Consider the following 20,685-nt stretch of genomic DNA (forward strand, 5'->3'; position numbering starts at 1 on the left):
CGATTTCTCTTATGGGGGTCTCGGGTAGGATGGTCGCCATGACTGACGAATACGCGAGTTACCTTGAGTCTCACACCAAACCGGTGAAGGCGATTAACTGGAACAATGTGCCCGACGACAAGGATCTCGAGGTTTGGGATCGCTTGACGGGTAATTTCTGGCTGCCGGAGAAGATTCCGGTGTCCAATGACATTCCGAGCTGGAACACGCTGACTGAGGATGAAAAGGCCGCGACCATGCGTGTGTTCACCGGCCTGACGCTCCTGGACACAATCCAGGGCACGGTTGGTGCGGTGTCGTTGCTTCCGGATGCTACGTCGATGCACGAAGAGGCAGTGTTGACCAACATTGCCTTCATGGAGTCGGTGCACGCGAAGTCCTACTCCAACATTTTTATGACGCTTGCGGATACCCCTTCTATTAATGAGGCATTCCGTTGGTCTGAGGAAAACGAGTACCTGCAGCGCAAGGCGAAGATCATCCTGTCCTACTACGAGGGCGATGATCCGCTGAAGCGCAAGGTTGCATCCGTAATGCTGGAGTCGTTCCTGTTCTACTCGGGCTTCTACCTGCCGCTGAACTGGTCCGTGCACTCGAAGCTGACGAACACGGCCGACATTATTCGCCTGATCATCCGCGACGAGGCTGTGCACGGCTACTACATCGGTTACAAGTACCAGCTCGGTGTGCGCAAGGAGTCTGCAGAGCGTCAGGAAGAGCTCAAGGACTACGCCTTTGACCTGCTGTACGACCTGTATGAGAACGAGAACCAGTACACCGAGGATATTTACGATCCACTCGGCTGGACTGAGGACGTGAAGCGCTTCCTGCGTTACAACGCAAACAAGGCGCTGAACAACCTTGGCTACGAGGGACTGTTCCCAACCGATGAGACGAAGGTCTCCCCGGCCATTTTGGCTTCGTTGTCGCCAAATGCCGACGAGAACCACGACTTCTTCTCCGGCTCCGGCTCCTCCTATGTCATCGGACGTGCGGAGGATACCCAGGACGACGACTGGGACTTCTAGGCGCACTTTGCTTGTCGACGACGCCTCGCCAACCGGCGGGGCGTTTTCGCGTTCTGTGACAACGCTGCGGGTCAACTGCAGGGGGTTCACCCCGCAAGGGGGAACAGTATTCGGAGAGGCTGGAAAAACAGTGTGCAGAACGTTATGCTGATCCGGTATCACTCGTGGCAGCTGTGCGTGATTCGAGGCAATTCGGGTCAAGTGCAGTTGTCGAAATCAGGAGGATTCAATGACCGCTGTGGCACCTAGGCTGGACAATCACGTCCCGCCGACACGCCCCGAGCCGACGGGCCATGCCCGCAAGGGTTCGCAATTTTATAAGCAACTCATCACGACCGACCACAAAGACCTCGGCATCATGTACATCATCATGTCGTTCGTGTGGTTCTTCGTGGCTGGCCTGATGGCCCTGCTGATTCGTCTGGAGCTCTTCAGCCCAGGCCTGCAGTTCCTGTCCAACGAGCAGTTCAACCAGCTGTTCACCATGCACGGCACCGTGATGCTTCTGGCATTCGGTACCCCAATCGTTTGGGGTTTTGCTAACTACGTTCTGCCGCTGCAGATCGGCGCCCCTGATGTGGCCTTCCCGCGTCTGAACGCATTCGGCTTCTGGGTCACCACCGTTGGTGTTATCGCCATGCTGGCCGGCTTCGTTACCCCGGGTGGCGCTGCTGACTTCGGCTGGACGATGTACATGCCGCTGGCTGACGCAACGCACACGCCGTCCGTTTCCGCCAACCTCTGGATTGTCGGTGTAGGCGCTACCGGTGTGGGCACCATTGCTTCCGCCGTGAACATGCTCACCACTGTGCTGACCATGCGTGCGCCGGGTATGACCATGTTCCGTATGCCGGTGTTCACCTGGACGGTGTTTGTTACCTCGATCATCGCGCTGATGATCTTCCCGCTGCTGACCGCAGCTGCAATGGGTGTGCTCTTCGACCGTCTCATCGGCGGCCACATCTACGACACCGCTAACGGCGGCACGATCCTGTGGCAGCACCTGTTCTGGTTCTTCGGCCACCCTGAGGTGTACGTCCTCGCACTGCCGTTCTTCGGCCTGGTGTCCGAGATCGTCCCGGTGTTCTCCCGTAAGCCGATCTTCGGCTACATCGGCCTGGTCTTCGCAACCCTGGCTATTGCAGGTCTGTCCATGGCTGTGTGGGCACACCACATGTTCGCCACCGGCGCTGTCCTGCTTCCGTTCTTCTCGTTCATGACCTTCCTGATTTCGGTTCCGACCGGTGTGAAGTTCTTCAACTGGCTCGGCACCATGTGGAACGGTCACCTGACGTTCGAGACCCCGATGCTGTGGGCAACGGGCTTCCTGTTCACCTTCCTCTTCGGTGGTCTGACCGGCATTATGCTGGCTGCTCCGCCGTTGGACTTCCAGCTGCACGACTCCTACTTCGTGGTTGCGCACTTCCACTACACCCTGTTTGGTACCGTGGTGTTCGCTTCCACCGCTGGCGTGTACTTCTGGTTCCCGAAGATGACCGGCCGCATGCTGGACGAGAAGCTGGGCAAGATTCACTTCTGGCTCGTTGTTATCGGCTTCAACCTGACCTTCATGGTTCAGCACTGGCTGGGCAACATGGGTATGCCGCGTCGTTACGCTGACTACCTCGACACCGATGGCTTCACCCTCCTGAACCAGGTGTCCACTGTTGGCTCCTTCATCCTGGGTATCGGCTTCCTGCCGTTCATCTGGAACGTGTTCAAGTCCTGGCGCTACGGCGAGATCGTCACCGTCGACGATCCGTGGGGCTACGGCAACTCCCTCGAGTGGGCAACCTCCTGCCCGCCGCCGCGCCATAACTTCACCTCCCTGCCGCGTATCCGCTCCGAGCGTCCTGCGTTCGAGCTGCACTACCCGCACATGGTGGAGACCCTGCGTCGTGAGGCCCACACTGGCCACCGCGAGGCATAACACCCCAGCCAAGTAGCAACGGACTACTGGCCTCCTGAACTCAGCCCCCGCTTCGGCGGGGGCTTTGTTGTGCCCACTACCCTGAACCAGGATGAATGCCGAGACAACCGAAATCACAAGCGCATACGAGCTGCTGCGGGAACGCGTCGCAGATGACTACCGCCAACGCAGCGAGGATCCAAACGACCCATCGACAGTGCAGGCGATGCAACTCGCCATCAATCTGCCCAAGCAGGATCCGCCCAGCCGCAACGCGGTGCTTGTTTGCGCCGCCCGCGCCGTCGTCGCCGTATGCCTCGACTCTCGTGCGGGCATCGATGGTTTCTGGCGCGACGGGGTAGAGCAGTGGTATTCACACCGCATCCGTAAGGTTGCCCGGAGGGCACGGAACAAGGCTTGGGATGACGTGCAGGCGTTACCTGGGGTGACAGTGGGATCGGTACGCGCGTTTGTTCCGTCTGCTGTAGGGGATGTGCCACATGCGATAGCCAAGTTGCAGATCAAGGGCACAGAACTCGAGGAGGGCGAAGACCTGCCGCTCGTCGAGGGTGCTCCGTTGATCGCAGTGGACAGTTCGCTTGCGATGTCCGCGGGCAAGGCGGCCGCACAGGTAGGACACGCCTCAATGTTGCTTGCTGCGGCGCAGGACCTCGAGTGGGTGCTGGACTGGGCCGAGCAGGGGTTCCCGCTAAACGTGCGTGAAGTGTCTGCTGATCAGTTCCGTGAGTACTGCGGTCGGCCAGGTGCGGTCGCGGTGCGAGACGCGGGCTACACGGAGGTCGCGCCCGGTTCCACCACCGTGGTGGCTATCCCTTAGCCACCAACCTCTTCAACGCGCCGCGAACGACCTCGGGGTCGGTGGTATCCCAGAAGGCGGGGAGGCTGCGGCGGATAAACGAGCCGTAGCGCTTCGTCACTAAGCGATTGTCCAGCACTGCCACGACCCCGCGGTCATTGACGGAGCGCAGCAAGCGGCCGGCACCTTGCGCCATGAGCAGCGCCGCGTGGGTGGCGGAGACCTCCATGAAGCCCGACCGGCCGGCGGCATCGGCGGCGTTCGCTCGGGCCTGCAACAGGGGATCGTCGGGGCGGGGGAAGGGGATGCGATCGATGATGACCAGCGAGCACGAGCTCCCTGGAACGTCGACGCCCTGCCACAACGTCAGTGTGCCGAACAGACATGAGTTCTCTGACTTGGCAAAACTATCAACCAGTACACCGGTGGAGTCCTCGCCCTGCAACAAGATGTCGAAGGGGAGGCGGGCCCGCATGGCTTCGGCGGCCTGTTCGGCGGCTCGTCGAGAAGAAAACAGTGCCAGGGTGCGGCCACCGGCGGCGGTGATAAGGTCCGCGATCTCATCGAGCGTTTCCTTCGCAAGCCCATCGCGGCCCGGGGTGGGCAGGTGCTTCGCGGTGTAGAGGATGCCCGACTTGGCGGGGTCGAACGGGGTGCCAGCGTCGAGCGAGTCCCAGGTGCGCTTCGGCAAGCCCCAGGCGCTGGCCATGGCGTTGAAGTTGCCGCCGACCGTCAACGTGGCAGAGGTAAGCACCACGGTGCGCTCCCCGAAAAGCCGTTCGTGGAGCAGCCCCGCGACCGACAGGGGCGCGACGGAGACGGAATCGCCGTGGCGGTCGGAGCGGGTGAGCCACACAACGTCGGTGTGCTTGGCCGGATCCGGCTCGTCGAACACACCGAGGATGCGCACGATCGCGTCGTGGAGATCCTCCAAGTGGTTGGTCAGGTTGCCACGCTCCGCAAACTTCTCCGGATCGTTCTGGGCCTCACCCTCGGGCGGTTCGCCGATGGACTGGCGGGTCTTCCACAACGCGTCGCGCAGAGCGACAAAACCACCACGTGCCGGGTCGGAAATGGTTTCCCACCGGCCGGGGGCTTCGAGGTCGATGGCGGCAGTGAAGTCGTCGATAACGTCCTCGAGTGTTTCGCGTTTCGCGCCAAGCTTGTCGGCACGGCGAGCTGCCATGGCGAGTGCGCGTGCGGAAATCTCCGCGGTAGCGACCGAGGTGATGCGTCCGTCGAGTTCGTGGGCCTCGTCGATAATCACAGCATCGTGCTGGGGGAGCACGTCCACATCGGCGAGGGCATCGATAGCCAGTAGTGCGTGGTTGGTGACCACGATGTCCACGTCCTTGGTGCGCTCCCGGGCGATCTCCGCGAAGCAGTCCAGGCCGTGCGGACAACGCGTCGCCCCCAAGCACTCACGGGAGGTCACCGAAACTTGGCGCCACGCCTGATCTGGCACACCAGGAACCAGATCGTCGCGGTCACCGGTCGGGGTGTCCTGTGCCCACTCGGCGACGCGCTTGACGTGTTTGCCCAGCCAGGTCAGATCCTCTTCCTCGATGAGGGTGTCGCTGGGGTCCTCCGCAAGCACCTTGTGCAAACAGACGTAGTTGTTACGGCCCTTTTGGATGGCAAAGGTTGGTCGCTGGGGCAGGAGAGGCTCAAGCGCGTCGGCAAGGCGCGGCAGGTCACGGTCGACCAGTTGGCGCTGCAGCGCGATCGTCGCAGTGGAGACCACAACGGTTGTGTCGTGCATCTGTGCATAACGGAGCGCAGGAACCAGGTACGCCAGGGACTTACCCGTACCAGTGCCTGCCTGAACGGCAAGGTGACGTTCGGAATCCAACGCACGAGTGACCGCGTCGGCCATCTTGACCTGGCCAGGCCGGCGCGAGCCGCCGAGCGACTCGACGGCAGCCGAAAGCAACTCACCTGTGCTGTGCGAAAGCGGTTCGTCTGCCACGGCCTACTCGGTGGGCTCCGGAAACCCGATAAAACGGGTCGGGATGGCAACCTCGCCGCGCGACAGAGCGAGGCCCTCCCAGGGCAGGGTGGTGCGTGCTTCGGCGTGCAGCTTTCGGCTGTCCTCGATGCTTGGCTGGTTGTCCAGGACCTCACCGTCGCGGATCATCGGCACGGTCAGCTCGCGGTAGTCCAGGTTCGGCTTGCGGGGGATTTCGGCGCCCATCGGGTGGATAATCTCGCCCACCGCAACGCCGGAGGAGCGGTACGCGCGAAGCGCAGACTTGCCGCCGCCGTAGGTGACCTTGCCGGAAGAACGCTTGGCCACGGGGTGGCCTTCGACCTCGACGAGCTTGTAGACCAGGCCAGCCGTAGGCGCGCCGGAGCCTGTCACCACAGAGGTGCCGACGCCGAAGCCATCGACTGGGTCGCCGCGCAGACCTGCGATGGCGAACTCATCCAAGTCGGAGGAGACGATGATCTTGGTGTTGAACGCACCTGCCTCGTCGAGTTGCTTGCGCACGCGGCGTGAGACGATGCCGAGATCACCAGAATCGATACGCACCGCGCCGAGTTCGGTGCCAGCAACCTCGAGCGCGTTGTCCACGCCCTTGGTGATGTCAAAGGTATCCACCAGCAGCGTGGTGTCCTTACCTAGGGACTTAATCTGGCCGGCAAAGGCGGCCTTTTCATCGGGCTGGCCGTTCTCGTCGACATGCAGCAGCGTCCACGAGTGGGCGGCAGTACCGGACGCCGGGATGCCGTGGCGTAGCGACGCCTCCATGTTGGAAGTTGCGTCAAAACCCGCGATGTAGGTCGCACGTGCAGCCGAAACGGCAGCCTCTTCGTGGGTACGGCGCGAACCCATCTCGATAATCGGCCGGCCGTCTGCCGCGGAGACCATACGCGACGCGGCGGAGGCAATCGCGGAGTCGGCATTCAGGATGGACAGGATGACAGTTTCCAAGATGACGCACTCGGCGAACGTGCCGCGCACCGTCATGATTGGGGAGTACGGGAAGTACAGATCGCCCTCCCGGTAGCCGTCCACCTGGCCGGAGAAGCGGAAGTTGCGGAGATATTCGCGTGCTGCATCGGAAAGGAAATCGGCGGTTGCGATCTGCTCTTCGGTGAAGCGGAAGCGGGTAATTGCGTCGAGGGCACGCGCGGTACCTGCGACGACGCCGTAGCGGCGCTCGTTGGGCATGCGGCGGCCAAAGACTTCGAAAACACACTCGCGTTCGGCTGTGCCATCTTGGATGGCGGCGTCGAGCATGGTGAGCTCGTACATATCGGTCAGAAACGCGGTGGAGGGCTGCGGTTGGTTCATGGTGTGCAAGCGTACCCTCCCGTCCCCTCCCGTCCGACGGGGTAAGGTGGTTCACATGTTTGCTTCAGCTCGCAACGCTGCCGAACCGGCGCATATGAGTTCGCCGATGGCGACCCCGGAGCTCGACGAGGCCGTCGATGTCGAGGTGGCCACGAGCGAGAACCTGCCATGGTTGTGCATTGTGTGGGACGACCCGGTGAACCTGATGAGTTATGTCACCTATGTGTTCCAGACGGTGCTGGGCTACGACCGTAAGCGCGCCCAGGAGCTGATGATGCAGGTCCACACTGAGGGCAAGGCTGTGGTCTCTTCTGGCGAGAAGGACAAGGTAGAAACCGACGTGAAGAAACTGCATACCGCCGGTCTGTGGGCGACGATGCAGCAGGCAGGGTAGGGGAGACGAATGCAGCCTTGGCGTAAGAAGAAGGGGTTGATGCGTTCAACCCCGAAGTACACGACCACGTTTGATCCGATGGAGCGTGAGGTCATTGGGGATCTCACGGCGACGGTGTCGGAGGCGTTGATTGCACGTGCGCAGTCGGCTCCGAAGGATGAGTTCGCGGAGATGATGGGGGTTTCCACCGGGCACACGGAGGCGCCACAGGATCCGAAGTTGGCTCGATTGTTGCCCGACTTTGAGCGTGAGGGCGACGAGGAGTTCGAGGGCGACAACGGTTTGTTGCGCAGCTTGCATGAAAACGACATCATTCGTGCGAAGTTGATCAACCTGCAGGTGGTCAACGAGGCGCTCGGCCCCACTGGTGGCGTTGAGGTCACCATCGAGGAAGAAGACGCGCACAAGTTCATCGCTGCGGTCAACGACATGCGCCTCTACATTTCCGCTGACACTTCGGGTGGCGAGGGCGCTCAGCAGGAGCGCGCGATGCTCGTGGAGTGGCTCGCGTACTGTCAGGATTCTTTGCTCGACGCATTGATGGGCTAGCTCGAGCGCATGCGTATCGACGACCCCTTGGCCCGCATCGGCCACATCTCACTCGCGGACACTGGCGTGACCGCGATCCTTGCACCGCACGAGGCAGGCATGGTCGCGGCAGTGGATGTGCGTGGCGGTGGCCCCGGTACACGTGAGACTGACCTGCTCGAACCCCACAACACCGTTGAGCGGGTCCACGCGATCATGCTCTGTGGCGGCTCCGCGTTTGGACTTGCGGCCGCCGATGGAGCGATGGCCGAGCTGGAACGCCGCGGTTGGGGCTTTCCGGTGTTCGGCGAAGACATGCCGGGCCCCCGGGTGCCGATCGTGCCTGCGGCGGTGATCTTCGACCTTGTCGTCGGCGACCCGGCGCACCGCCCCACTGCGGCCGATGGTGCAGCCGCGATCACCGCCGCCTTCGACGGTGGTACAGGAGCGACCGGCAGTGTCGGTGCTGGCTGTGGCGCAACCGCTGGCGTGCTGCGGGGTGGGTTTGGCCAGGCCACGGTGAGCACGATGAGCACGGACGGCTACACGGTTGAGGCGTATGTGGTTGCCAATCCGGTTGGGATGGTCGTCGATAAGCACACCGGGCTCCTCTACGGCGATGGTGCGAAACCCGCGGTGGACCTGGAGCGGTTTAACGCGCTTGAGCGCCCCACACCGAAACTGAACACCACGATCGGTGTGATTGCCACGAATGCGCCGCTCACAAAGCCACAACTCAAGCGCGTGGCAATGACCGGACACGACGGCATCGCGCGAGCCATTCGCCCCGCGCACTCGCCACTCGACGGCGACACGTTGTTCGCAGTGTCCACCGCTCAACCTGGTGCGCAGCCGGTCAGCGATGTTGAAGCTTTCGGACGCATCGGAGAAGCCGGCGCCCAAGCAGTGCAGGCTGCAATCGTGGACGCTGTAGTAAACGCAACCGGTGACTTTGGTATCACCGCCTGGCGCGACATCGCACGCGCCTAGCGCAGGCAGCTAAGCTGCACCACGATGAACAATAACAACCACCACACCCCTGAAGGCTGGGGCTACGGACGCACCGAACAGCCCGGCTACGGCAAGCCGTTCCAGCGTCCGTTCTCCCACCCAGAGACCCAACCGCCCGCGTTCGGCGGCATGCCTGCGCCGGGTGTGCCACACAACCCCTATGCCAACCAGCGTCAGCCGTACGGCCAGCCGGGCATGGGGTTGCAGGGACAGGGTTACCCGGCGAGCAGGTCGCTCAAACGCAGGCAGCAGCGCAAATCCGGGCTGCGCTTTGCAGGTGGCTTCCTGGCCCTGATTTGGGCTGTGTTTATTCTCCAGCTCTTCTTCCCGTGGCTGCAGGGCTTTGGCATACACCCGCTGGACATCAACGGTCTGCCGATGATTTTCACCTCGCCGCTGCTGCACGCGAATCTGGAACACATCATTTCCAACTCGCTGCCGGGTGCGCTGTTTGCCTACCTCATCGGTTACTCCGGCAAGCGCGTGTTTTGGGAGGTGACAACGTTCGTTCTGCTCATCGGCGGACTCGGCACCTGGGTGTTCGGCGGTATTGGCACGAACCACATTGGCGCATCCGGCCTGGTGTATGGCTGGTTGGCGTACCTGTTGGTGCGTGGCTTTTTCAACCGCTCGATTGGTCAGATTCTTACCGGCTTAATCCTCGGCTTCTTCTACTCCGGTTTGATTTGGGGTGTGCTGCCGGGCACTGAGGGTGTCAGTTGGCAGGCGCACCTCTTCGGCGCGATCGGTGGCATTGTCGCCGGCATGATCATCACGTCTGACGATCCGCCGGAGCTCGCCGCGAAAAAGCATGCGAAGAAGCAGGCGAAGGCTGCGGAAAAGCAGGCGCGCAGGTGAGTAACCAGGTAAGCAACCAGGTAAGTAACAACGCGCCGATTGGGTTGTTCGACTCCGGTGTCGGCGGGCTGACCGTGGCGCGTGCGGTGATGGATCAGTTGCCGGGCGAATCCTTGATTTATATCGGCGATACCGCCAACAGCCCGTACGGTCCGCAGCCGATCGCGGATGTGCGCGCTCATTCGCAGCGCATTGCCGACGATCTGGTGGAACGTGGCTGCAAGATGCTTGTCATTGCGTGTAACACCGCCACCGCCGCGTTTCTTCATGATGCCCGCGAGCGCTACAGCATCCCTGTCCTCGAAGTGATCCAGCCTGCAGTACGCCGTGCGATGGCGACCACCCGAAACAACAAGATCGGCGTCATTGGCACCGAAGGCACCGTCACCTCTGGTGCGTATCAGGACTTCTTCGCGGTCAACCCGAATGTGGATGTCACCGCTGTTGCCTGCCCTGATTTCGTCCCCCTCGTGGAGCAGGGCGTGACCTCCGGCAAGCATGTGCTCGAGGTCGCCCGCGGCTATGTGGAGCCGCTGCGCGAAGCAGGCGTGGACACGCTTGTGCTCGGCTGTACGCACTATCCGCTGCTTTCCGGCGTGATCCAGCTGGCCGTGGGCGATGATGTCACGCTCGTGTCCTCTGCGGAGGAAACCTCGAAGGATGTGTTGCGCGTGCTCACGGAGAGCGATTTGCTTAGCGACGACACCACCGCTCCAATCCGCATCTTCGAATCCACCGGAGATCCTGGCACATTCGATGAGCTCGCCCGCCGATTCCTCGGCCCTCAGGTGCATGCGGTGGGCAACAGACTGTAAAACTCGCCGTGCGCTTCGGCGATCCAGTGTGAAATTAGGGCGCATTCATGGCACAGTGTTTCCATGAAGTTGACCATCCTTGGGTGCTCCGGAAGCCTTGCCGCGCCGGGGAACCCCGCCTCCTCCTACGTCATTTCGGTGCCGGGTGAAACCGATGTGGTGATGGACTTTGGTCCGGGAGCGCTCGCCGCGATGCAGGAACGGTTCGATCCTGCTGCGGCCCACGTGATCTTCAGCCACCTGCACGCTGATCATTGCTCGGATTTCCCGTCGCTGTTGGTGTGGCGCCGATACCATCCGGAGGCACCTGCGCAGCAGCGCCACCGCCTCATCGGGCCTTCGTATGCGGTTGAGCACTTTGGCCGCATGAGCGCCGATGGTCCGGATGATGTCGACGATTGCACCGACACATTCGAGTTCACCACCTGGCGTACCCGCGAGCCGGAGACGTTGAGCGGTCTGACGGTCACGCCGTTTGAAGTGGTCCACCCGGCCCAGGAGTCGCATGCGCTGCGCGTGGAGGACGCGCACGGCAAGGTGCTGACGTTCTCGGGCGACTCGAGCTACACGCCGTCGCTTATCGACGCCGCCCGTGGCGCCGACCTGTTCCTCTGCGAAGCAGCCTGGGGTGCGTCGTCGGAAGGCAAAGCCGAAGGCATGCACATGTCTGGCAAGGAGGCGGGACGCCTCGCCCGCGAAGCCGGGGTGAAGACCCTGGTGTTGGTCCACATCCAGCCGTGGACTGACCCGCACAGTGTGCTTGAGGCAGCCCGTACTGAGTTTGATGGCGAGATTCTGCTGGGGCAGGCCGGCGCCGTCTACGAGGTGTAAGGGTCGGGCCTTACTGCGTTACCCCTTTTAAGGGGTGGAAGGTGACCTAGGGGGTCGGGTGCGCTAAATTAGCCACCACAACGACCGGTTCCGCTAGGCTACATCTTGAGTAGTCAGTCCAGGGCCGGTTTTCAAAATCTTGGGGGTAGGGGATCGTGGTATCCACGAAACCGTTTCAGAACTATGAAGACTTGCTCACGCTATTGGGCGAACGGGGGATGCGAATTGCAGATCTTGCGTCTGCGGAAGAGTCGCTGCGAAACATCGGATATTACCGTTTGAGCGGATACTGGTACCCGTTTAGAGAGCCATTCCCGAATCAACAAAAACTTCACGGATACGAACTCACACGCAAGAATGAATTCCGTGAGGGAACGAATTTCGACGACATCATTCGACTCATGAGGTTCGATACCCGATTGCGTAAGGCAGCCTTGAGTGCGTTGGAGCCCGTGGAGATTTGGCTCCGTAACGCCATTGCACACGCGATTGGTAGCGTGCACCCGCTGCTTCATCTTCATCTTGACGACCCGTCAATGCTTGACCTGCAGATGCAACCTCCCATTAAGGAACCGAACCAGGTAGAGCGGTATGCAAAGTGGTTGGACCGCTTTGACGCATCTATTGGTTACTCCAAAGAGGATTTCGTACACCACTACCGGGATCGCAACGAAGATCTTCCAATTTGGGCTGCAGTGCAGACCTTCGAATGGGGAACGCTGCACAATCTGTACGATCTGCTTCCAAAGTGGATGCGCGAGCAGATCGCTGCTGATACCGGGCTCACGTTCAAGGAGCTCGGGTCATGGCAGCGATCGCTGGCTTATTTGCGAAATACGTGTGCACATTACGCGAGGCTGTATAACCGTGTAGACGATGCACCGCTTGTGCCAAGAAAACCAAGTTCCACACTCAGCTGGATTCGGGCGTATCCGGAATCGTTGCGAGACCGGACATTCTTCAAATTGTCCATGTTGCAGTACCTGCACGGTGTGATCGAAGGAGAGCCACATTTCGGGCTCACCAAAGTTGCTCACGAATTCCTGATGGCCAATTTCTCGGGACACGATCTTTCGACGCACTCACACTCGTTGCCCATCCTCACCGCAATGGGGTGCCCTCCGAACGTGATTAATAAATCGCCTTGGGTCTAGTTGGCTTGCAGGGACGCGACGCCCGCCTGCGTTACGCTTGGGGCTATGACTGATTTTTCGCGTTTTGACGGTCGCGCCGTCGACGAGCTTCGCCCTGTCCGTATCACCCGCGGTTTTACTTCGAACCCTGCTGGCAGCGTGCTGGTGGAGTTCGGTAACACCCGCGTGATGTGCACCGCTTCGGTGGAGGAGGGCGTTCCCCGTTTTAAGAAAGATTCCGGCGAAGGCTGGCTGACCGCCGAGTACTCCATGCTTCCTTCCGCGACGCACGAGCGTATGCCGCGTGAATCGATGCGAGGCAAGGTAAAGGGCCGCACGCACGAGATTTCGCGCCTGGTGGGTCGTTCCCTGCGCGCTGCGGTGGATCTTTCCGAACTCGGTGAGAACACCATTCAGCTCGACTGCGACGTGCTCCAGGCCGACGGTGGTACCCGTACCGCGTCGATCACAGGCGCGTACGTTGCACTTGCGGACGCGATCGCTGTGCTGAAGGAGCGTGGCGTGGTGCCGGGTGAGCCGCTGCTGAAGCCGGTAGCGGCGATTTCCGCCGGCATTATCGACGGCCACGTCTGCCTCGACCTGCCGTACGAGGAAGACTCCCGAGCGGAGGTGGACCTTAACGTGGTGATGCAGGAGGGCGGCAACTTCGTCGAGATCCAGGGCACCGGCGAGCACGGCCTGTTCGGCCGCGAGCAGCTCGGCGAGATGCTCGACGTGGCAGCCAAGGGTTGCGAAGAGCTCTTCGCAGCCCAGAAGGCGGCGCTGGGATGGTAAAAGTCCTCGTCGCTTCCCGTAACCCGGGCAAGGTCCGCGAACTCGACCAGGTGCTGCGCGAGCTGGCCATCGGGGGAGTGGAGCTAGTGTCGCTTGATCAGGCCCCCGCGTACCCCGACCCCGTCGAGGACGGCCTGTCCTTTGAGGAAAACGCCGTACTGAAGGCCCGGGTAGGTGCTGCCGCGACTGGTCTTCCGTGCGTCGCTGACGACTCCGGCCTAAGCGTCGAAGCCCTCAACGGCATGCCGGGCATCCTGTCCGCTCGCTGGTCCGGTAACCACGGCGACGACGCTGGCAACAACGCCCTGCTGCTCAAGCAGATGGAAGACATCAACCAGCGCCGCGCAGCGTTTGTGTCCTGCTGCGCGCTTGCCACCCCAGAAGGCGATGTACACGTCGCAGAAGGGCGTTGGGAAGGCGAACTGCTTCGCGAGCCCCGCGGCGACAACGGTTTCGGCTACGACCCGCTCTTCGCGCCGGATGACGCGCCGGGGCGTTCCTCGGCGGAACTGACCTCGGAGGAGAAGAACGCACGGTCCCACAGGGGCAAGGCGTTGCGGGAGTTGGCAAAGCACATCGCAGCGCTGGAGTGACGAAAATCGTTACAGTGGCGGTATGAAGAAAACAATCGCATTCGCAGCAACTGTTCTCGCCTCCAGCGCTCTTTTGACCGCTTGTGGGCAGGACGGTGACTTCGACGGCACCTGGTCGGGCGACGTCACCGCAACCCAGGAGGGGACCGGCGGTGGTCGGGCCACTGTGACCATTGACGGTAAGGATTGCTCCTGGGAGCTGACCGAAACCGACGGTGAGACTAACGAAGCGAACTGCCTGCGCGACGATAAAGAGTTCAAGCTGGAAGATCCGCTGACGCACCAGGATCTGGAGTACGACGCTGAGCGTGCAGGCGACACGTTGACACTGTCGCCGCAAAACGATCAAGCGGAGAAGGTCGGCGTCATGGTGCTAACAAAAACCGACGACGAATAAGTTTCGCCGCCGGTTTCATCCCCCGAAGTTCCAGTTCGCCGGCGTTAGGCGAGCTGGAACTTTTCTTTAACTTCCTTGCGGCGCTTCTCTTCCACAAAGAAGGACATAAACGGCACAACGCCGGAGATAGCTGTTGCCACCCAGGTGCCGCCGGACCAGCGGGCCTTGGAACCGAGATTCAGCGACGTCATCAAGAATGCGACGAAAGCAAAGCCGTGTACGCGCGCGACCCAGGACAAGTAGTCGACGTTCATGTCGAAGCCGTACTGCATGATCATGCGGGCAATCAGCAGAAGCAGCAGGACGCCGGTGATCCACGCCGCGATGGAGAACCACAGCAGAGCCTGCTTAACGCGGCGCTGGCGCTCCGGGTGGATGCGCTCTGGCTGTGCTGCTGGCTGAGTTTGCTCGGTCATGCGTGTTCACCTTTACCTTCCGGGTGGGTTTCGCGGCGCGGTGCCACAAGTTTGTTGTATTCGTCGACGTCGATCTCCGGACGTGCGGGCAGGAAGTCCTCGTCGATTTCCGTGACGGGCTTGTGCTTGCCGTAGCGGGCGAGATCGGCCTCGTACAGGTCATCCATGGTCAGCCCTGCGTTCTCGGCGTCAATCTTGTCGTTCTCCATGCGCATACCTACGCGGTAGGCGTAGATGAAGAACAGCGCGAAGCATGGCCACTGCAGGGCGTAGCCCAGGTTCTGGAGAGTGCCGGTGCCGGATTGGTAGCGTTCCCACTGCCACCGGGCGAGCAGCAGGCACGTCACTGCGGCTGCGATGAGGAGCAGGATGTGCCACCATCGCACGCGGAGACGCTCACGCTGCGGAATCGGGGTGGTCCCGTCCGCGTCCGTGTGTTCCAACTTTTCGCTCACGAGTGGTGATCTTACCCGGTAAAACCATGGTGCCAAACTAAAGTTTGATACCGCGGTTTCTGTGGATGGGGGCGCGGCGTGTAATATCCGTTCTCGACGCGCCCGTGGCGGAATTGGCAGACGCGCTGGATTTAGGTTCCAGTGCCTTATGGCGTGAGAGTTCAAGTCTCTCCGGGCGCACCAATTCTTTATGGGGGAGTGGGGACTTACAGGTTCCAGTCGCGCAGGATGCGGCCAACGTGGCCAGTTGCCCTGACGTTGTACTGGGCTTGCTCCACGGTGCCCTTACCGTCAGCGTCGACGGAGGCAAGGAACGTTGAGCGGATAACGCCTTGGACGATCTTGCCGTAGTTCTTCTTTTCCCCGAATGCGCCGTAAGCCTCGAGGGTTTCCTTGGATTCGTCGGAAAGCAGCTGCACGGTCAGGTTGTGGTCGTCGCGGAACTTTGCCAACTTCTCCACCGGGTCGGGGCTGATGCCGAGTACGGCGACGGAGGCGTCCTTGAACTGGTCCATATTGTCGCTAAAGTCGCAAGCTTCGGTGGTGCAGCCGGGCGTGTTGGCCTTCGGGTAGAAGTACACGATGACTCGCTGGCCAGCGAAATCGGCAAGCGAAACGGTTTCGCCCTTGTCGTTATTCAGGGAAAAAGCGGGGGCGGTGTCGCCTTGTTGCAGTCTGGTGGGTTCAGTCATGCCTCCCCGTTTTACACTACTGTTGGTACGAAAAGACGTCAGTCTAGAAAAGTCCCAAGTAAACGTAGGAGTTTGAAACCGTGGCACGAGATATTCACGACATTGAGCGTGACCTTGCACGCACCCGCAGCCAGCTGGCCAGCACGCTTGATGAGCTTGCAGATCGCACCAGCCCGTCCAACCTGGCCGACACGGCTAAGGGGCAGGCAAAGACCTGGCTCGAGGACGAGACTGTGCAGAAGATCATCGCTGGCGTTGGTATCGGTATCGCAGCGCTGATCGGTATCAAGGTCTACAACGGCCGTAAGCGCAAGAGCGAGCTCAAGGAGCTGCAGAAGCTGCTGTCGCGTAACTAAGCGCGAGCGTCTGTACGCCGGTACCTGCAATGTTGTGGGTGCCGGCGTTTTGTCGTCGATACGCTCGTGTCCTTGTTGAATTCAAGGTAATCTCGTTTTACGACCGAAAGGGAGCATCAATGGTTAATGATCAGGCCGACCACGAACTCGAGCGGATGCGCGGCAGTAAAAAGCCGCTGTGGATCGCGCTTGCCGTCATTGCCGCGATTGCGCTGGTGCTGACGGTGGCGGGGCCGTCGATACGCGCTGCGTTCACACCGGATGAAGAGACCGCCGCAACGTCGACGGACACCGACGCCGAGTACAACGGCACTGACGTCCACTTCCTAGGCATGATGGTGCCGCACCACCAGCAGGCGATCGACATGTCGGATGTGCTGCTGGACTCCGACGTCGACGATGCGCAGGTGCGTGATCTCGCCCAGCGCATCAAGGACGGTCAGGAGCGCGAAAACGAGCAGATGAACGCCTGGGCCGACGAGTGGGGCATCGATCAGGACATGGAGCTCCACTCGAAGCACATCGCCAATGGCATGTTCCCGCCCGAGCAGTTGGACGAGTTCGCGCAGTTGCGTGGCGACGACCTGCGCACCGCTTTCCTCGAAATGATGCACTTCCACCACGCCCACGTGATCAAGATGACGCAGGACGAGGTGGACGGCGGCGCCTACGAGCCGCTTCGCGAGTTGGCCCAAGACATGATTGAGGTGCAAACCGCCGAAATGGGCGAGATGGAAGAACTTCTGGGCTACAACCCGACGAAGTAACTAGACAATCTCGGCGCCAGCCTCAAACATTTCCTGAAGCGCTGCGGCACCGCCCTTGTCATTGACAGGGGAGCACATCGCGCGCAGGACGCGCACCTTGAAACCAGCCTTCAGGGCGTCCAGGACGGTGGCTCGCACACAGAAGTCCGTTGCAATGCCACAGACGTCTAGCTGGGAAACCTCGCGCTCGCGCAACCAATCCTCAAGCGATGTGCCAGCCTCAGTTGCGCCCTCGAATCCGGAATAAGCGGCGGTGTACTTGCCCTTGCGGAAAAACTCCTCAATCAGCGAGGTATCCACCGGTCCGCGCATCTGCGCACCATAGGAATCAGCGACACAGTGCGGCGGCCAGGTGTTGACAAAGTCCGGTGTCTCGCCTTCCTTGGCAAAGTGGTCACCTGGCTCGATGTGCCAATCCTGTGTTGCCACAATGTGGTCGTACTCCAAACACCTGTTATCAGGGGTGGAGATCAACTCCGCGATTTTTGACGCCACCTCATCGCCGCGGGCGGTGGCAAGGCTACCGCCGGGGCAGAAGTCATTTTGCACGTCAACAATTACCAAGGCTGTTTTCATGAAGATCAGCCTAGTCTCAGCTGCGAGAAAAAGTGACGGGTACACAAAAAGCGAGGCTGGCGGGTAAAATACCTGCCAGCCTCGCTGTGCTGTGCGCCATCAGGGAATCGAACCCCGAACCCACTGATTAAGAGTCAGTTGCTCTGCCAATTGAGCTAATGGCGCGTATTTTGTTTTGTTGGTGTTGCTCTCTGCAACGAGGTAATACATTAGCAGCGTGTGTTGAATGTGTGAAATCGGCAGGTAAGAGCATATTTTTCGGCGATGTTAAACGTTGTATAACGCTTTGTTTGTGGATGGTGGCTTTTTAGCCGTTAACGGTTAAAGTATTGGCGTTTGAGTTTTGGATTTGAGTTGTGAGGGGTCCATTGTGCTCCACCTTCGCGCGGTTCGCCGCTGCACCGCGGTCCTGACGGCGCTGGCTGCAGGAGCGATGATTTCGGCCTGCTCACCGGGGGATGGGTCGAGCCGTCTCGAGCAGGTTGCGGAGACGGACCAGGCTGCAGAGACGACGCCTGCGGCGAAGCCGCCGAAAGTCTCGGTGAGCAATAACGCCACTGACGTCGAGCCTGGCCAGCCGGTGAAGGTGCTTTCGGAGGTCGGATTGGCCTCGGTGAAGATGACCAACGAGGCCGGCAAGGAAGTCGAGGCGGAGTTCAACGACGACAAAACCGAATGGTCTACGGCGGAACCGCTTGGTTACGGACGCGAGTACACCATTGAGGCGCGTGATGTTGAGGGCCAGAAGGTGGTGTCGTCGTTTACTACGGTGTCGCCGGCTGTGACGGTTAATGCGTACGTTGGTCCGCTTGACGGCTCGACGGTTGGTGTCGCCCAGGCGGTAACCATCCGCTTTGATAGCCCGATCCAAGACACCAAGAAGATGGAGAAACTCATCTCGGTGGAAACCTCGAACGACACCGAGGGTGGATTCTTCTGGCTGGATCCTTACGAAGTGCGCTGGCGCCCGAAGGAGTACTGGGAGCCCGGTACTGAGGTCACTGTGAAAGTGGATCTGTATGGGCGCAAACTCGCCGAAGGTGTCTACGGTTCCGACGACACCGAAATCAGCTTCACCATCGGTGACAAGGTGGAGACTGTCGTGGATAACTACGACAAGATGCTGCGCGTCTACGCTAACGACGAGTTGGTGAAGGAGTTCCCGATCTCACTGGGAACCGACGGTAGCTACGACACCCCGAATGGCACCTACGTGGTGGGGGATGAGCACCCCAGCCTTGTCATGGACTCGCGTACCTACGGCTTGGCGTTGGATGCGGGCGGGTACGTCACGCCGGTGGATTACGCCACCCAGCTGTCGTACTCGGGCATCTACGTCCACTCCGCGCCGTGGGCGCTGTGGGCGTTGGGGTCCCAGAACCAGTCGCACGGCTGCATCAACGCTTCCTATGAGAACGCCAAGTGGTTCCAGGAGTACGTCAAACGGGGTGACCCGGTAGTGGTGAAAAACACTGGCGGATCGACCCTGACCCCGTACGACGGCTTGGGCTACTGGAACCTTGATTGGGAGCAGCGCTCCGGCGGCAGCGGCGAGCAGCTCTACTCCTAGTGCCCCTAGGTGCAGTTAGTGCCCCCAGGCGCAGTTAGGCTTTCGCGCGTTCCTCCTCGGCTTCAATCTCGGCGTTGAAATCGCGCTTGGAGGCCTGCCACTGATCCTCTGTCATGCCGATGCGCCAGTATCCAGAGATGGACACGTCTTGCTTGGGGACCTCGGATTCGACGAAGAGGAAGCGCCGCATTTCCTTGATCATCTCGGCAACGCCGTGGATGAACCAGCTGGTGTTCTTTCCGTCCGGCACGCCGGCCTGTCGCACGACGCGGGATAGCTCCGTGCCATGGGTCGCGCCGTTGCGGATCACCCAATGGATGTCCACGCCATCGCGGGCTGGGAGCTCAAACTTGCGGTCTTCGGCTTCGATCTCGATGTACGCGGTCGCAGTTGCGCCCTCGGGGAGGCGCTTTAGGCCCGCGCCGATGGCCGGTGCTGCGGACTCATCGCCGGCGAAGATGAAGTGCTCGTAGTCGACCGAAGGGCCCCACGCGCCACCTGGGCCGAAGAAGCCGATCTTCTCTCCAACCTCGGCTACGCGAGCCCACGGACCGGCCAGGCCTGCATCGCCGTGGGTGACAAAGTCAACATCGAAATCCCCGGTCGATGAGTCGAGGTTGATCAACGTGTAGGTCCGGGTCACCGGTTGCTTGTCGCGCGGCTGTTGTTCACGGACCTGTTCGACGTTAAATGGCCAGGAGTAGTCGGCGCCCTCCGGCACGAACAACAGCTTGAGGTAGTGGTCCGTAAACTCCAGATCTTTACCGACAAAAGCGGGGGCGTTCAGGCTTAAGCGAACCAGATCGGGGGAGAGCTGGCGGCGACCGGTCACGGTTGCCTCATTGGCCTTCCGGGGTTTACGCCTCGCGGCCGCTTTGTTGGCTTGTTCAGTCATCGTTGTCCCTGCCCTTCAACAACTCGTGGCTGCTTCTGGCGGCGGAAGTTCGCACGCCAAATAGTTAGGTAAGGCTAACATATTTAAGGAGGGGGTGGAAAAGCAATGTGGGGTTAAGGCTCAAAAAGTGTGTCTGGTTGGACTGATTTTCGGCAGTTGATCTGGGTTAATGCTGAAAGTATAAGCGCTGCGGGTATATATCTGGCAGTTTCGCTCTCAATCCACGGTGTGGCTGCCCTGGTGTGCTACGGGGCGGTGGTTCGGTTGCCCAATGCCAAAGAACCGACCACGCTGCCACTGTGGCGGCGATATGAAACGAAACGGCACCACCAGCAACGGAACCACCCGATGGCGATGCAAGGCTTGCGGTGCGTCCAGCGTGAAACACCGTGACGATCTAGCCAACGCTGCGGTGTTCGCTCAGTTCATCGATCACTGCACCACGTCAAGCTCGTTAAGGGCAATGGCTCAACGCCACGGGATCAGCCTTGCCACCATGAAACGACGGTTTACTTGGTGCTGGCTGGTTGACGTGCCTGACCCGACCATCG

Annotated in this window: 23 protein-coding genes, 2 tRNA genes and 1 pseudogene; 18 read left to right on the forward strand and 8 right to left on the reverse strand. The window is 60.7% G+C overall.

The genetic code is table 11. From position 1 onward, the window contains the following. Positions 1-38: 38 nt before the first annotated feature. The 3 genes from nrdF (at position 39) to HMPREF2785_RS07460 (ending at position 3,775) form a co-directional block, all read left to right on the forward strand. Positions 39-1,028 (forward strand): class 1b ribonucleoside-diphosphate reductase subunit beta, encoded by a 990-nt coding sequence (gene nrdF, locus HMPREF2785_RS07450; RefSeq protein WP_210384726.1) that lies wholly within the window; start codon positions 39-41, stop codon positions 1,026-1,028. Positions 1,029-1,257: 229 nt separating this feature from the next. Continuing rightward, positions 1,258-2,958, forward strand: coding sequence for an aa3-type cytochrome oxidase subunit I (gene ctaD / locus HMPREF2785_RS07455; protein ID WP_070422595.1), 1,701 nt, complete (start codon positions 1,258-1,260; stop codon positions 2,956-2,958). A gap of 91 nt (positions 2,959-3,049) precedes the next feature. Continuing rightward, positions 3,050-3,775 carry an aminoacyl-tRNA hydrolase gene (locus HMPREF2785_RS07460; protein ID WP_070614729.1) on the forward strand — a complete coding sequence of 242 codons (726 nt, stop codon included), beginning with the start codon at positions 3,050-3,052 and terminating at the stop codon, positions 3,773-3,775. Here the strand turns inward: HMPREF2785_RS07460 and HMPREF2785_RS07465 are convergent. After that, complete coding sequence (locus HMPREF2785_RS07465) at positions 3,765-5,723, reverse strand: ATP-dependent DNA helicase (protein ID WP_070614731.1); 1,959 nt, start codon at positions 5,721-5,723, stop codon at positions 3,765-3,767. The genes HMPREF2785_RS07460 and HMPREF2785_RS07465 overlap by 11 nt on opposite strands. Before the next feature lie 3 nt (positions 5,724-5,726). Further along, on the reverse strand, positions 5,727-7,052 hold the full coding sequence (locus HMPREF2785_RS07470) for a nicotinate phosphoribosyltransferase (RefSeq protein WP_070614733.1): 1,326 nt from the start codon (positions 7,050-7,052) through the stop codon (positions 5,727-5,729). A 94-nt stretch (positions 7,053-7,146) separates the two neighbouring features. Here HMPREF2785_RS07470 and clpS point away from each other — a divergent pair, with 94 nt between their 5' ends. The 10 genes from clpS (at position 7,147) to HMPREF2785_RS07520 (ending at position 14,407) form a co-directional block, all read left to right on the forward strand. After that, on the forward strand, positions 7,147-7,446 hold the full coding sequence (gene clpS, locus HMPREF2785_RS07475) for an ATP-dependent Clp protease adapter ClpS (RefSeq protein ID WP_070422616.1): 300 nt from the start codon (positions 7,147-7,149) through the stop codon (positions 7,444-7,446). 9 nt (positions 7,447-7,455) lie between these two features. Next, positions 7,456-7,995 (forward strand): DUF2017 domain-containing protein, encoded by a 540-nt coding sequence (locus HMPREF2785_RS07480; protein ID WP_070422591.1) that lies wholly within the window; start codon positions 7,456-7,458, stop codon positions 7,993-7,995. A 9-nt stretch (positions 7,996-8,004) separates the two neighbouring features. Then, positions 8,005-8,964, forward strand: a complete 960-nt coding sequence (locus tag HMPREF2785_RS07485; RefSeq protein ID WP_070483527.1) for a P1 family peptidase — start codon at positions 8,005-8,007, stop codon at positions 8,962-8,964. 216 nt (positions 8,965-9,180) lie between these two features. Beyond that, a complete protein-coding gene (locus HMPREF2785_RS07490) occupies positions 9,181-9,843 on the forward strand; it encodes a rhomboid family intramembrane serine protease (RefSeq protein ID WP_070451271.1) in 663 nt (220 codons plus the stop codon). Continuing rightward, positions 9,840-10,658, forward strand: coding sequence for a glutamate racemase (gene murI, locus HMPREF2785_RS07495; RefSeq protein ID WP_070422589.1), 819 nt, complete (start codon positions 9,840-9,842; stop codon positions 10,656-10,658). The genes HMPREF2785_RS07490 and murI overlap by 4 nt, the downstream gene beginning before the upstream one ends. Positions 10,659-10,721: 63 nt before the next feature. Continuing rightward, on the forward strand, positions 10,722-11,489 hold the full coding sequence (locus HMPREF2785_RS07500; protein WP_070422588.1) for an MBL fold metallo-hydrolase: 768 nt from the start codon (positions 10,722-10,724) through the stop codon (positions 11,487-11,489). A gap of 155 nt (positions 11,490-11,644) precedes the next feature. Then, positions 11,645-12,643 (forward strand): Abi family protein, encoded by a 999-nt coding sequence (locus HMPREF2785_RS07505; RefSeq protein ID WP_070614734.1) that lies wholly within the window; start codon positions 11,645-11,647, stop codon positions 12,641-12,643. Positions 12,644-12,688: 45 nt separating this feature from the next. Next, positions 12,689-13,417: a ribonuclease PH gene (gene rph, locus HMPREF2785_RS07510; protein WP_070422586.1), complete on the forward strand. Its 729-nt coding sequence runs from the start codon at positions 12,689-12,691 to the stop codon at positions 13,415-13,417. Next, positions 13,411-14,010, forward strand: a complete 600-nt coding sequence (gene rdgB / locus HMPREF2785_RS07515) for an RdgB/HAM1 family non-canonical purine NTP pyrophosphatase (RefSeq protein WP_070422585.1) — start codon at positions 13,411-13,413, stop codon at positions 14,008-14,010. Before rph ends, rdgB begins: the two co-directional genes overlap by 7 nt. 22 nt (positions 14,011-14,032) lie before the next feature. Next, the gene (locus HMPREF2785_RS07520; RefSeq protein ID WP_070422584.1) at positions 14,033-14,407 is read left to right on the forward strand and encodes a hypothetical protein; all 375 of its coding nucleotides are present in this window, start codon (positions 14,033-14,035) and stop codon (positions 14,405-14,407) included. Positions 14,408-14,451: 44 nt separating this feature from the next. Here the strand turns inward: HMPREF2785_RS07520 and HMPREF2785_RS07525 are convergent, their stop codons facing one another. Next, entirely contained in the window at positions 14,452-14,823 is a 372-nt protein-coding gene (locus HMPREF2785_RS07525; protein WP_070422583.1) for a DUF3817 domain-containing protein, read from the reverse strand. Then, positions 14,820-15,278 carry a hypothetical protein gene (locus HMPREF2785_RS07530; protein ID WP_224213568.1) on the reverse strand — a complete coding sequence of 153 codons (459 nt, stop codon included), beginning with the start codon at positions 15,276-15,278 and terminating at the stop codon, positions 14,820-14,822. Before HMPREF2785_RS07530 ends, HMPREF2785_RS07525 begins: the two co-directional genes overlap by 4 nt. A 98-nt stretch (positions 15,279-15,376) precedes the next feature. Here HMPREF2785_RS07530 and HMPREF2785_RS07535 point away from each other — a divergent pair. Beyond that, positions 15,377-15,461, forward strand: a tRNA-Leu gene (locus HMPREF2785_RS07535). Positions 15,462-15,484: 23 nt separating this feature from the next. On the opposite strand, the gene bcp is transcribed toward HMPREF2785_RS07535, so the two are convergent. Further along, complete coding sequence (bcp, locus tag HMPREF2785_RS07540; protein WP_070614736.1) at positions 15,485-15,970, reverse strand: thioredoxin-dependent thiol peroxidase; 486 nt, start codon at positions 15,968-15,970, stop codon at positions 15,485-15,487. An 80-nt stretch (positions 15,971-16,050) separates the two neighbouring features. On the opposite strand from bcp, the gene HMPREF2785_RS07545 reads away from it, so the two are divergent. After that, a complete protein-coding gene (locus HMPREF2785_RS07545) occupies positions 16,051-16,326 on the forward strand; it encodes a DUF3618 domain-containing protein (protein ID WP_070569034.1) in 276 nt (91 codons plus the stop codon). Between the two features lie 119 nt (positions 16,327-16,445). Continuing rightward, positions 16,446-17,093 carry a DUF305 domain-containing protein gene (locus tag HMPREF2785_RS07550; protein WP_246816770.1) on the forward strand — a complete coding sequence of 216 codons (648 nt, stop codon included), beginning with the start codon at positions 16,446-16,448 and terminating at the stop codon, positions 17,091-17,093. Here HMPREF2785_RS07550 and HMPREF2785_RS07555 read toward each other — a convergent pair whose 3' ends face one another. Further along, positions 17,094-17,669 (reverse strand): nicotinamidase, encoded by a 576-nt coding sequence (locus HMPREF2785_RS07555; protein WP_070569031.1) that lies wholly within the window; start codon positions 17,667-17,669, stop codon positions 17,094-17,096. It abuts the gene before it with no gap. A gap of 92 nt (positions 17,670-17,761) precedes the next feature. Further along, positions 17,762-17,834: transfer RNA gene (locus HMPREF2785_RS07560), tRNA-Lys, on the reverse strand. A gap of 205 nt (positions 17,835-18,039) precedes the next feature. Here HMPREF2785_RS07560 and HMPREF2785_RS07565 point away from each other — a divergent pair. Further along, positions 18,040-19,239 (forward strand): L,D-transpeptidase, encoded by a 1,200-nt coding sequence (locus HMPREF2785_RS07565; RefSeq protein WP_070422579.1) that lies wholly within the window; start codon positions 18,040-18,042, stop codon positions 19,237-19,239. Positions 19,240-19,273: 34 nt separating this feature from the next. Here the strand turns inward: HMPREF2785_RS07565 and HMPREF2785_RS07570 are convergent, their stop codons facing one another. Beyond that, a complete protein-coding gene (locus HMPREF2785_RS07570) occupies positions 19,274-20,134 on the reverse strand; it encodes a siderophore-interacting protein (protein WP_070451154.1) in 861 nt (286 codons plus the stop codon). A 271-nt stretch (positions 20,135-20,405) separates the two neighbouring features. Here HMPREF2785_RS07570 and HMPREF2785_RS11590 point away from each other — a divergent pair. Further along, positions 20,406-20,685 (forward strand): annotated as a pseudogene (locus HMPREF2785_RS11590) (IS256 family transposase); the annotation flags it as partial.

Origin of the sequence: Corynebacterium sp. HMSC067D03 (assembly GCF_001811185.1) — a bacterium.
GTDB classification, from domain to species: domain Bacteria; phylum Actinomycetota; class Actinomycetes; order Mycobacteriales; family Mycobacteriaceae; genus Corynebacterium; species Corynebacterium coyleae.

Excerpts from the sequence above, each read along its gene's own strand:
- nrdF (WP_210384726.1), top strand. The coding sequence starts at position 39 with ATGACTGACGAATACGCGAGTTACCTTGAGTCTCACACCAAACCGGTG.
- ctaD (WP_070422595.1), top strand. The coding sequence starts at position 1,258 with ATGACCGCTGTGGCACCTAGGCTGGACAATCACGTCCCGCCGACACGC.
- HMPREF2785_RS07460 (WP_070614729.1), top strand. The coding sequence starts at position 3,050 with ATGAATGCCGAGACAACCGAAATCACAAGCGCATACGAGCTGCTGCGG.
- HMPREF2785_RS07470 (WP_070614733.1), bottom strand. The coding sequence starts at position 7,052 with ATGAACCAACCGCAGCCCTCCACCGCGTTTCTGACCGATATGTACGAG.
- clpS (WP_070422616.1), top strand. The coding sequence starts at position 7,147 with ATGAGTTCGCCGATGGCGACCCCGGAGCTCGACGAGGCCGTCGATGTC.
- HMPREF2785_RS07480 (WP_070422591.1), top strand. The coding sequence starts at position 7,456 with ATGCAGCCTTGGCGTAAGAAGAAGGGGTTGATGCGTTCAACCCCGAAG.
- HMPREF2785_RS07485 (WP_070483527.1), top strand. The coding sequence starts at position 8,005 with ATGCGTATCGACGACCCCTTGGCCCGCATCGGCCACATCTCACTCGCG.
- HMPREF2785_RS07490 (WP_070451271.1), top strand. The coding sequence starts at position 9,181 with ATGGGGTTGCAGGGACAGGGTTACCCGGCGAGCAGGTCGCTCAAACGC.
- HMPREF2785_RS07500 (WP_070422588.1), top strand. The coding sequence starts at position 10,722 with ATGAAGTTGACCATCCTTGGGTGCTCCGGAAGCCTTGCCGCGCCGGGG.
- rph (WP_070422586.1), top strand. The coding sequence starts at position 12,689 with ATGACTGATTTTTCGCGTTTTGACGGTCGCGCCGTCGACGAGCTTCGC.
- rdgB (WP_070422585.1), top strand. The coding sequence starts at position 13,411 with ATGGTAAAAGTCCTCGTCGCTTCCCGTAACCCGGGCAAGGTCCGCGAA.
- HMPREF2785_RS07520 (WP_070422584.1), top strand. The coding sequence starts at position 14,033 with ATGAAGAAAACAATCGCATTCGCAGCAACTGTTCTCGCCTCCAGCGCT.
- HMPREF2785_RS07525 (WP_070422583.1), bottom strand. The coding sequence starts at position 14,823 with ATGACCGAGCAAACTCAGCCAGCAGCACAGCCAGAGCGCATCCACCCG.
- bcp (WP_070614736.1), bottom strand. The coding sequence starts at position 15,970 with ATGACTGAACCCACCAGACTGCAACAAGGCGACACCGCCCCCGCTTTT.
- HMPREF2785_RS07550 (WP_246816770.1), top strand. The coding sequence starts at position 16,446 with ATGGTTAATGATCAGGCCGACCACGAACTCGAGCGGATGCGCGGCAGT.
- HMPREF2785_RS07555 (WP_070569031.1), bottom strand. The coding sequence starts at position 17,669 with ATGAAAACAGCCTTGGTAATTGTTGACGTGCAAAATGACTTCTGCCCC.
- HMPREF2785_RS07570 (WP_070451154.1), bottom strand. The coding sequence starts at position 20,134 with ATGACTGAACAAGCCAACAAAGCGGCCGCGAGGCGTAAACCCCGGAAG.